Annotated in this window: 8 protein-coding genes; all 8 read left to right on the forward strand. The window is 49.4% G+C overall.

What is annotated here, in order from left to right; translation table 11 throughout:
- Positions 1–186: 186 nt before the first annotated feature.
- The 8 genes from GRF59_RS00260 (at position 187) to GRF59_RS00295 (ending at position 11,565) form a co-directional block, all read left to right on the forward strand.
- Positions 187–1,959 carry an ABC transporter ATP-binding protein gene (locus GRF59_RS00260; RefSeq protein ID WP_160495686.1) on the forward strand — a complete coding sequence of 591 codons (1,773 nt, stop codon included), beginning with the start codon at positions 187–189 and terminating at the stop codon, positions 1,957–1,959.
- Positions 1,956–3,824 carry an ABC transporter ATP-binding protein gene (locus GRF59_RS00265; protein ID WP_160495687.1) on the forward strand — a complete coding sequence of 623 codons (1,869 nt, stop codon included), beginning with the start codon at positions 1,956–1,958 and terminating at the stop codon, positions 3,822–3,824. The genes GRF59_RS00260 and GRF59_RS00265 overlap by 4 nt, the downstream gene beginning before the upstream one ends.
- Before the next feature lie 212 nt (positions 3,825–4,036).
- The gene (purT, locus tag GRF59_RS00270; protein ID WP_160498044.1) at positions 4,037–5,227 is read left to right on the forward strand and encodes a formate-dependent phosphoribosylglycinamide formyltransferase; all 1,191 of its coding nucleotides are present in this window, start codon (positions 4,037–4,039) and stop codon (positions 5,225–5,227) included.
- Complete coding sequence (locus tag GRF59_RS00275; RefSeq protein ID WP_237391564.1) at positions 5,217–5,678, forward strand: GNAT family N-acetyltransferase; 462 nt, start codon at positions 5,217–5,219, stop codon at positions 5,676–5,678. Before purT ends, GRF59_RS00275 begins: the two co-directional genes overlap by 11 nt.
- Before the next feature lie 233 nt (positions 5,679–5,911).
- Positions 5,912–7,570, forward strand: a complete 1,659-nt coding sequence (locus tag GRF59_RS00280) for a response regulator (protein ID WP_160495689.1) — start codon at positions 5,912–5,914, stop codon at positions 7,568–7,570.
- Between the two features lie 37 nt (positions 7,571–7,607).
- Positions 7,608–9,374, forward strand: coding sequence for a histidine kinase (locus GRF59_RS00285; protein WP_160498045.1), 1,767 nt, complete (start codon positions 7,608–7,610; stop codon positions 9,372–9,374).
- Positions 9,371–10,357: a substrate-binding domain-containing protein gene (locus GRF59_RS00290; RefSeq protein WP_160495690.1), complete on the forward strand. Its 987-nt coding sequence runs from the start codon at positions 9,371–9,373 to the stop codon at positions 10,355–10,357. The genes GRF59_RS00285 and GRF59_RS00290 overlap by 4 nt, the downstream gene beginning before the upstream one ends.
- Positions 10,358–10,509: 152 nt before the next feature.
- On the forward strand, positions 10,510–11,565 hold the full coding sequence (locus GRF59_RS00295; RefSeq protein ID WP_160495691.1) for a galactose ABC transporter substrate-binding protein: 1,056 nt from the start codon (positions 10,510–10,512) through the stop codon (positions 11,563–11,565).
- The last annotated feature ends 77 nt before the right edge of the window (positions 11,566–11,642 follow it).

Here is an 11,642-nt window from a genome sequence, read left to right on the forward strand (position 1 = left end):
TTCCTATGATTTGATAAGTAATTTATGATTATGCAAACGTAATGACCATTGATTGCCAAAGCCGCGAAAATATGCCCGGTTATCCTCTTTGCCGCCTTTGAAAGACGATGTTAAACTTCATAAATATTCAACATCACTTTCCGTTTGAAGTGATAAAGTTTTGAGATGACTCGAAGGAGGAGAACCATGAATGTTCTCAGGCAAATGCAGAGCTTTTTTTGGGAGAAACGGAGTTTTCTTTATCTATCTATACTCTGCCTCGCCATAGCTACTGCCTTGGGGCTAGTGACCCCAAACCTGCTGCGCAAGCTGATTGATGATGCAATCTTGCCGCGGCAATTTGACAAAGTTCCCATGCTGGCACTCACCGTTATCGGTGTTGTCATCGTGAAAGCGCTAATGCAGTTTTTAAGCGGTCTTCTAGGCGGAAGAATGGGGAACTATCTGGCATACCGTTTACGCAACGGTTGCTACGAGAAACTGCAAGTCTTGTCTTTCCGGTATTACGACACGGCCAGAACCGGGGATTTGATGTCCCGACTGACCGGGGATCTCGAAGCGATCCGCCAATTTATCGCTTTCGGCATTCCACAAATACTCAATACGATTCTGATGGTGGTTTTTGGAGCCATCGTGATGCTGTCGATCAGTTGGCAGCTTACGCTCCTCACAATGATCAGCATTCCGTTTCTCGTCATTGTCGCATTGAAGTTCGAGAATCGCATCCATCCTGCTTTTCAGGAAATGCGGCTGGCACTCAGCGCATTGACCACATCGGTTCAGGAGAATATTACGGGAGTAAGAACAGTCAAATCCTTTGCGCGTGAGCCTCATGAGGTCGATAAATTCTCACTGCGCAACGAGCGTTACAAGAGCAATCAAATTTTTGCTTCGGGATTGTGGAGCCGTTACTTTCCTCTGATGGAGCTGTTGGCGTCTATCTGTGTCGTCATTCTGCTCGGCGTCGGGGGAACTCTCGTCATTCATAAATCATTGTCACTGGGTGAGCTTGTCGCTTTCTTCAGCTTAATCTGGTACATTATCGGTCCGATGTGGAACATCGGATATCTGATCAACAACTATACACAATCGGAAGCTTCGGGCGAACGTGTCATGGAACTCTTGAATCAGCCGATCGACGTAAAAGATAAGGATAATGCAATCCAGCTTCGTGCAGAGGACGTCAAGGGACATGTGACATTCAATCATGTAACCTTTGCTTACGGGAACAAGCTGGCTGCAATCCAGGACATTCATTTGGATGCGCCTCCAGGAACGGTCATCGGCTTACTTGGCGGTACCGGTTCCGGTAAGTCCACCATTATTCAACTTCTGATGCATGCTTACAATGTGAACGGCGGAAGCATCAAGCTGGACGGCGTGAATATCAATGATATTCAGGTTCAGAGCCTTCGGAGCCAGATTTCATCCGTATTTCAGGAGACTTTCCTGTTCTCCTCCAGTATCCGCAACAATATCGCTTACGGCCTCAAGGACGTTTCGATGGAGGAAATTATACGTGCCGCGAAGCTGGCTAAGGCGCATGATTTTATCATGGAAATGGCTGACGGATACGATACGGTTGTCGGCGAAAGGGGAATGGGCTTGTCCGGTGGCCAGAAACAACGGATTGCCATCGCACGCGCTCTGCTGAAGAATCCGAAGATCCTTATCCTGGATGATGCAACAAGCGCGGTTGATATGGAGACCGAGCATGAAATCCAATCCGGATTCCAGGAGGTTATGCGGGGGCGTACCACGTTTATCATTGCGCACCGCATCTCGTCTTTACGGCATGCTGACGAGATTCTCGTTTTGAATGAAGGTAAGGTTGTACAGCGCGGGAAGCATGATCAGTTGATACATGAGCCTGGTCCTTATCAGGATGTATACCATATACAATATGCAGACCACATTGCCCGGATGAATGGTAATGCAGGAGAGCAGGTGAGCTCATGAGCACGGTCACGAATACCGAGAAACGCCCTCAAAACGATGGGGGGAAATTGAAAGGAAAAGCGCCTGGCAAGACGGGGGAACGCTTTGTCTATCAAGATGATGAAATCATCGAGAAACCGTTTAACTGGGCACAGCTGACCAGGCTGTTTGCTTACATGAAGCCTTATGCGAAGCAGCTGCTGCCGCTCGTGATTCTGATGATGGTACTTGGCACCATCACGAAGTTGACCGTACCATACCTCACCAGTATGGCGATCGATAAGGCGATTGCTCCCAAAGACGGCGCTTCCAGCATCACCATGTTGTACACGATCACGGCGATTGTACTTGTTTTGTACATCATTCAATGGCTGGCGAGTACATACCGGATCAAATTCACGAATATTATCGGACAGCGGGTCATATATGATTTGCGGAGTGATTTGTTTAAGCATATTCAGAGGCTGTCCTTTAACTTCTTTGACAAAAGACCGGCAGGTTCTGTCCTGGTCCGTGTCACGAATGATGTCAACTCGCTGCAGGAGCTGTTTACGAGCGGCGTCGTGAATCTTATGATCGACTGCGTTCAGCTGGTAGGCATCGTCGTGATTCTGCTGACGATCAACTGGAAACTTGGACTCGCGGTCGTCCTGACAGTACCCGTCATGTTCATTATTTCCACTAAACTGCGTGTTCGCATCCGCCGTGCATGGCAGGATGTCCGGATGAAAAACTCACGGATCAATTCCCATTTGAATGAGTCCATTCAGGGTATCCGTGTCACTCAAGCTTACACGCAAGAGCAGGAAAACATCCAATTCTTTGACAAGATGAACATGGAAAGCAAAAAATCCTGGGACCGTGCTTCGATGCTTAACCAGGGCTTTGGACCTCTGATTGAAATTACGGGAGGTTTCGGTACGCTTATCCTGTTCTGGTTCGGTGCTTATCTGATTCAGCAGGGTCAACTCAGTATTGGTCTTCTGGTGGCATTCTCCAGTTATGTCGGCAACTTCTGGGAGCCGATCAACCGACTGGGACAAATGTATAACCAGTTGCTCGTGGCCATGGCTTCCTCTGAACGGATCTTTGAATTTATCGATGAGAAGCCGAGCATTGACGATAAGCCGAATGCGATGCCTTTGCCGAAGATCAAAGGGGATATTAAGCTCCAGGACGTCGTGTTCGAATACGAGAAGGGACGTCAGGCTCTGAAGGGCATCAACATGGATGTGCAGGCAGGACAGACCATTGCTCTCGTCGGGCATACCGGATCCGGGAAAAGTACCATCATCAATCTGCTCAGCCGGTTCTATGATATCTCGAGCGGTAAGATCACGATCGACGGGCACGATATCCGGGATGTCCAGTTGGAAACGCTGCGCAGCCAGATTGGGATCGTGCTGCAGGATACCTTTATTTTCTCCGGTACCATCCGCGACAATATCCGCTTTGGACGTCTGGATGCAACGGATGAGGAAATCGAAGCCGTATCGAGGGCGGTTAATGCGCATGAGTTTATCGAGAAGCTTCCAGGCGGGTATGACACCGAAGTCGAGGAGCGCGGCAATATGCTATCGATGGGTCAGCGACAGCTGCTGTCCTTTGCGCGGGCCCTTCTTGCGGATCCAAGAATCCTGATCCTGGATGAGGCAACGGCAAGCATCGACACGGAAACCGAGCTTAAAATCCAGGAGGCCCTCAAGGTGCTCTTGAAAGGACGTACGTCCTTCATCGTGGCTCACCGTTTGTCGACAATTCGCCATGCGGATAAAATCATCGTATTGGATCACGGTGAAATCAAGGAAGAAGGTAACCATGCGGAGCTCATGCAGCAGCAGGGTACCTACTTCGGTCTCATCGAAGCCCAGTTCAGATTTATCTAGTCTTCACCGTTTTGGAAGATATCACAACAAACTTCTGTAAATTCAATAAACTTTCGCCGGAATTCGACGGCATAAAGGCCTAAAAATGAGGCGAGTTTGTGAACTTTACAGGAAAATGTCGGAGCACTCTTGCATTCTTTCTTTTAAACCCTGAAAATAGTTAGTGTGGTATACAGATGTGGTATACATTAGTAGGGGGGAATTGGGAAGTGGTGTGGGGTGCTCCTTTTTCTGCACATGCCAAGAAAATGCTGCTGCTCGGCAGCGGCGAATTGGGAAAAGAAGTGGTGCTCGAAGCCCAGCGACTGGGCATAGAGACCATTGCCGTGGATCGTTATGCAAATGCGCCTGCGATGCAGGTTGCGCACAGGTCCCATGTGATTGATATGCTCGATGCCGATTCCCTGAAAAGAATCATTCATCAGGAAAAACCGGATGTGATTGTGCCGGAAATTGAGGCTATAGCTACACATGCTTTGCTTGAACTTGAAGAAGAAGGCTTTCATGTCGTTCCGACTGCGAGAGCTGCGAGACTTACGATGGACCGCGAAGGCATACGTCGTCTGGCAGCAGAAAAGCTGGGTCTTCCAACCGCAGGGTACCGGTTTGCTGATACTCTGGAGGAGCTGAAAGAGGCTGTTTCCATTCTTGGAACGCCATGTGTGATCAAGCCGATCATGAGCTCTTCCGGCAAAGGACAAAGCGTATGCCATACGGAGGATGAAGCGGAAGCCTGCTGGAACACCGCGATGGAAGGCGGACGTGCCAAAAACACACGTGTCATCGTGGAATCCTTTGTTACATTCGAAAGTGAAATAACGCTACTTACGGTACGGTCTGTAAGCGGAACCATTTTTTGTAAACCGATAGGCCATATTCAAAAGGATGGCGACTATGTCGAATCTTGGCAGCCTCATGTGATGAGCGCTGAACAGCTGGAGGAAGCAGAGTCCATTGCCAAAGCCATTACGGATGAACTCGGGGGATTTGGCATTTTCGGAGTAGAACTGTTTGTTACACAAGAAGGAATCATATTCAGTGAAGTATCGCCCCGTCCGCATGACACCGGGATGGTCACCATGATCACCCAGGATTTATCGGAATTTGCTCTGCATGTCAGAGCCATTCTGGGACTTCCAATATTATCGGTGGAATTGTTGACACCGGGTGCTTCGGCAACATTGAAAGCCAAAAATGCAAGTGCGAATTTTGCTGTTGGTGGTGTGGAGGAAGCGCTCAGTCTGCCACGGACTCAGGTTCGCGTATTCGGCAAGCCTGAAACGAGGGCCGGCCGAAGAATGGCTGTCGCCTTAAGCGCGGATACGGATCTTCAGAAAGCACGGAATACGGCTAAACAAGCCGCCAGTCTTTTAAAAGTGGAGGAATATGATCATGAACAGTAACATCTTGGCTCCTGCTCTGCAAATTCGTAACTCCGATTGTAACTGTGATATTGAAGCGGTGACGGCATTGATGAGGGAATTGAATTATCCGACTACGATTAACGTAATGCGTGAGCGTATTCAGGCCTCAGAGAACAATCCCAAGCTTTGTACAATGGTTGCTGAACTCGATGGTAAGGTCATAGGCATGATTGCGCTTAATCAGGTGAAATCCTATGCGAGAAGCGAGACGGCTACACAAGTTTCAGCTTTGATCGTATCCCAGGAACATCGTGGACAAGGCATCGGCAAAAGACTCATTCGCAATGCTGAAGAATGGAGTAAAAACCAGGGAAGCCAAATCCTGTTCCTTACTAGCGGCAACCGCGTTGAGCGCGCTCCGGCGCATGCTTTTTACGAACATATCGGTTTTGAGAAAATTGGATATCAATTTGTGAGAAAACTGAAATAGTACACTGTACATGATGATACGCCCGTCCCTGAAACAGGGGCGGGCTTTTTGTGTTTCCTGGAAAATATGACAGGCGTGGATTTTTATTTACAATCTCCCGCTGCTTAAGATAGAATACGTTGTAAAAAAGAGTAAGCGTTTACAGTTATTTCGCACATAGCATGCTTCGCACAGCATGCCTTCGGACAGACGAAACCTATAGAAAGCAGATACCAGAAGGATGGATGAGAACAATGTACAAGCTCTTATTGGTGGAAGATGAAGAAGACGTAAGGGACGGGCTCATAGAGGAGATCGATTGGAAAAGCCACGGCTTTCAGGTGGTGGATACAGCCGAGAACGGCAGGGAAGCAGCCGAGCTGTTCGAAAAGTACATACCGGACGTAGTGGTCACGGATATTCAAATGCCTTTTATGAACGGATTGGAGTTGGCCGGGTGGATCCGGGAGCATTATCCGACGACTAAAATCATTATTTTGACGGGATTCGACGAATTTGAATATGCACAAAAAGCGATCAAGCTGCAGATTGACGAATATGTGCTTAAACCTTTCTCTTCGCATGAGCTTATCGAGGTCGCGCTCAAGGTTAAGCGGCAGATGGATGCCGAAGCATCCGAAAAAGAAAATGTTCATGTCCTGATGGAACACTATCGCAAAAGCATTCCTGTGCTCAGGGAGCTTTTTTTGTCTCAACTGGTATCGCGCCGGATGATGAATGAAGAAATTTATGAGAAAGGCAGCAGCTACGGCGTGGATTTGGAAGGCCAAAGCTTTATGGCATCCGTGATGCGAATTGACTATGTTCACAATCATCTCGAAACGCAAGGAATAAAAGGGCCGCAGACGCCTGCCGGATCACTAAAATATTCGGAAGACCGCTATCTTCAGCTGTTCGCAGTGTTGAATATTGCTGACGAAATTTGCGAAAGGCTGGGAGACTTCAAGGTATTTATCCATTTGGAGGATTGCGTGCTGCTGTCGACTTTGCCGGAGAGGGATGCGGGAGCGGCAGCGCAGAAAACGTTAACCGTTTTGGAAGAGATCCGGTTGAACGTATTCAAATATTTGAAGCTGACCCTCACCTGCGGCGCAGGCACGGTATGCATTCACCCCGGAGAGATCCACTTGTCCTACCAGAAAGCGATGCAGGCGCTGGACTATCGGCTTATTCTCGGCAATGACCGTGTCATCTGGATCGAAGATGTCGAATCGCAGCCTTATGAATCGCTGAGCTTTGATGACCTCAAGGAACAGTCGTTGATCCGCTGCATGAAAGTCGGCACACCGGAGGAATTGGATGTCATACTCGGGACTTTGCTTAGCGGCATGCATGTCGCGCAGCTGTCCGTGCAGGATTGCCAGGTTTATTTGATGGAGATCCTTGCCTGCATTATGAAGGTGGCCAAAGAATTCTCCGTGGAGCTGGAAGATTTGTTCGGCGCAGGCGCTTATCCGTTCGCAGAAATTTACAAATACAACAATATGCAAGAAGTCAGGCAGTGGATGGGCAGCGCATGCGTGAAACTGATGAGTTCCATAGCCCAGGGAAGGCAGACTGGATATAACCAGCTTGTCGAAAATGCCAAGGAGTATATCCGCCTCAATTATCAGGACAGCGACATCTCGATCAATAAGGTGTGCAAGCATCTGCATATCAGCACGGGATATTTCAGCAGCATTTTCAAGAAGGAAGTGAAGATGACCTTCGTTAACTACCTCATGCATATTCGCATGGAAGCCGCAAAGGAATCGCTCAGATCGACCGATTTGAAAACGTTTGAGATCGCTGAAGCCATCGGTTTTTCCGACCCGAACTATTTCAGCTTCTGCTTCCGCAAGAAATTCGGCATTTCGCCGAAGGAATATCGGAACGGCGCCGGAGGTGCATAAACGATTGAATATCCAGCCTAAACGGAATATGCCGAAGATGCCCCGGGTCCGGGAGTCCTTCCGGCTGCAGAGCATTCAGACGATCATTACCGTGTCCTTCACGCTCATGACGATTCTGGTCGTGATCGTCGTGAGCCTCATGCTCTATAACAAATTTAGCAAAACGGCAGAGGAAAACGCCCATCTGAATATTCAGCAGATTATCGAACAGGTCAACTACCATTTGGAGCTCTACGTAAAGGGAATGCAGGATATATATGAAGTGGTGGAAGGACAAATCAATGACACGCCCGACATCTCGAGCCCTCTGCTGCGGGAACAGCTGACGACGCTGCTTCATACCCGGGAGGACTTGGTATCTGTCGGACTTTTTACCCCGGCGGGTAAGCTCGTCCTGGATATTCCCGATCTGGAAATGCGCAAGAATACGATGCTTGAGGAGCAGAGCTGGTTCGAATCCGCCCGTTCGCAGCCACAGAAACTCTCTTTTTCAGCCCCACATATCCAGAATCTATATAAAGGTCAATATAAATGGGTCGTCTCGCTGAGCCGGATGATCCAGTACAAGGATCATGGAACGATCAAAGAAGGCATTTTGCTCGTTGACGCCAACTTTCGGACGATTGATGAGCTCAGCCGCAAGGTCAGCCTGGGCAAACGCGGATATGCTTATATCATCGACGATCTCGGCAATCTTGTGTATCATCCGCAGCAGCAGCTGATCTATGCAGGCTTGAAATATGAAAACATGGAACCCGTATTAAAGTACGCCTACGGGAGCTATACCGACAAACCGACGGGCGAGCCGAGGTACATCACGATCCGCACGGTTGAGCCCATCAAGTGGAAAGTCGTTGGCGTAGCCTACCCCGATGAAATCGTCACGACGAAAAAAGACCTCAATCAGTTTATCTTCTGGTTTCTTCTGGTCGTATGCGCTGCCGTCGTCGTGCTGGCGATATTCGTTTCCGCGAAAATTTCACAGCCGCTGCGAAGGTTGGAAAAGTCGGTCCAAAGCGTCGGCCAAGGCGATTTCAGCACGCCGATCCATGTCAGCGGAGCGCATGAAGTGGTCCAATTATCCAAGCGCTTTAACTTCATGCTTCATCGGATCCGGCAGCTGATGGATCAGATCATTCATGAACAGGAAGCCAAGCGTAAAAGCGAGCTCGACGTATTGCAGTCTCAGATCAATCCGCACTTCCTCTACAATACGCTCAATTCGGTCGTGCGCTTGGCGGAGAAGGGAAAGAAGGAAGAAATTGTCGCCACGATTACGTCGCTGTCAAAATTTTTCAGGATCAGCCTGAGCAAAGGTAAAAATATCATAACTCTGGAAGAAGAGCTTGAGCATGTCCGTCATTATTTGATCATTCAACAAATCCGCTTTAAAAATAAATTCCACTATGCCATCGAATGCGAGGAGGAGGCCCTTGCTTGCCTGACGCTGAAGCTGATTCTTCAGCCGATCGTGGAAAACGCCATCCATCACGGCATTGAGAAGATGTCCGACGAAGGCTTCATCCGCATCACGGCATCCCTTCAAGAGAAGCGGTTGGTGATTAAGATCGCGGACAACGGGCTCGGCATGACTCGGCAGATCATGGATCAGTTGCTCACCGGAAGCGTACGCAGCGGAGGTTCCGGGGTCGGGGTCAAAAACGTGAACGAGCGGATACGCCTGTATTACGGCAAAAACTTCGGTCTTAGCTTCGAGAGCGAACTGGAAGAAGGCACAACCGTGACGATAACGATGCCGGCGGAAAGAAATGAAGCCGAGCTGCAGGAAAGAGGGATGTCATGACGAGAATTCGTGCAGTCCGACTGAGGGTATATCTGATGCTTGCTTTGACGGTCATGCTGGCATCCTGCGGCGGGGGGGCGCCAAGCCTGTATGTGCTTGAGAAGCCCAAAAACGTGGATATGATCGTCAAAATGAATCACGGCGATTTTTGGAAAACGGTGAAAATGGGAGCCGAAGTCGCAGCGAAGGAATACAACGTCAATCTGACTTTCAAGGCGCCCCAGAACGAAAGCGATATCGATGAACAGGTCCGGCTGATGGAGGAGTCCATTCAGAGCAACGCCGATGCCATCATCCTGTCCGCCAGTGATTATATGGGGCTGGCACAGGTGACGGACCGGGCGGCCTATTACAAAATTCCTGTTATCTCCATGGATTCGGAAGTGGCTTCGGCGCGAATTAAGTTGTTCGTGGGCACGAACAATTACGAAGCGGGGCAAAAGGCGGCGAAGCGGCTGATCGATCTGATCGGACCTGAAAGCCGCATCGGCGTCATGAATTTCGTCAAGGGAGCCAAGAACGCGGATGAGCGCGAGGAAGGCTTCATGGATTACGTGGCGAGATATCCCGGTGTGGAGGTCGTGGACATTGAATACTGCGAATCCGACGAACAGCTCGCGAGGCAGTTGACCCGGAACATGATGACGAAGCATCCCGACATCAATGGTATCGTGGCCTTGAACGAGGTGGCTTCCATCGGCACAGCCGAGGAAATCCAGGCGTCTGGGTACGGCGGAAAGGTCAAGATCATTACCTTCGACAGTACCGCCAAGGTTATGGAAATGCTGCAGGAAGGTATCGTGCAGGCGACCGTCGTCCAGAATCCCTTCAACAATGGGTATCTTGCGGTTCAGTATGCCGTTCAGGTGATGGAAGGCATCGAACTCGATGATGAGAGGATTGATACGGAATCCAGGCTCATCGACCTCGGCAATATGCTGCAGTCCGATAATCAGAAGCTGCTGTTTCCTTTTGTAAAGTGAACGCAAAGCGCATATGCGTATTGCCAAGGCATGAGAATTTTCATAGAACACAGGAGAATTTTATATTCGAATCCAGGCTTCGATCCAGCATAATGAAAACGTATCCAAGGGGATGCGACAAATCAGTAGATAATCAGGAGGTCATAATTACGATGAAAAAGATCACTTCCGTATTGCTCGCAGGCGCTCTGCTCGGCTCTGTTATGGCAGGATGCTCAAGCGGGAACGACAAAACCGCCACAGGTGACGGTGGGACCAAAAGCGCGGACAGCGGCAAGGAACCATCCGTCGGCGTAGCGATTTATAAGTTTGACGACACCTTCATGACAGGCGTCCGCAATTCCATCAAAACGAACGCTGAAGGCAAAGCGAAAGTAGACATCGTAGACAGCCAAAACTCCCAGCCGACGCAAAACGATAAAGTTGACTTGTTCATTTCTAAAAAATCCAATGCGCTCGTTATTAACCCGGTTGACCGCACGGCAGCAGGCGTGATTATCGACAAGGCGCAAACCGCCAACATTCCGGTGGTATTCCTGAACCGCGAACCACTTCCCGAAGACATGAAGAAATGGGATAAAGTATACTACGTCGGCGCCAAAGCCGAGGAATCCGGCACGATGTCCGGCGAACTGATCGCCGATTACTGGAAAGCCCATCCCGAAGCGGACAAAAACAAGGACGGCGTACTGCAGTACATCATGCTGAAAGGCGAACCGGGTCACCAAGATGCCGAGCTGCGTACCAAATACTCCATCGAAGCGATTGAGAAAGCCGGCATCAAAGTAGAGAAACTGGAAGAAGACACCGCGATGTGGGATCGGGTCAAGGGCCAGGAAAAAATGGCAGCCTTCCTCGGAGCGCATGGCGACAAAATCGAAGCGGTGCTTGCCAACAATGACGACATGGCTCTTGGCGCGATCGAAGCGCTGAAAGCTGCAGGCTATTTTAAAGGTGACAAAATGATGCCGGTTGTAGGCGTTGACGCAACAGCTCCGGCCCTTGAAGCATTGCAGGAAGGAACGCTTCTCGGTACCGTTCTGAATGATGCCAATAACCAAGGTAAAGCGGCCGTGTCGCTCGCAACCGTACTGGCGAAAGGCGAAACACCTTCCAAAGACAATATCGGATTCGATATCACAGATAACCAGTATGTATGGATTCCATACAAAAAAATCACCAAAGACAATATCAATGATGCCAAATAACCAAGCGAATGCATAGAACGAGCGTCAATATAAATAACCATCCTGCCGGAAGCGGCGGCTGTCACGGCCGTCCTTCC

This window comes from Paenibacillus dendrobii (assembly GCF_009807035.1).
GTDB lineage: Bacteria > Bacillota > Bacilli > Paenibacillales > Paenibacillaceae > Paenibacillus_AQ > Paenibacillus_AQ dendrobii.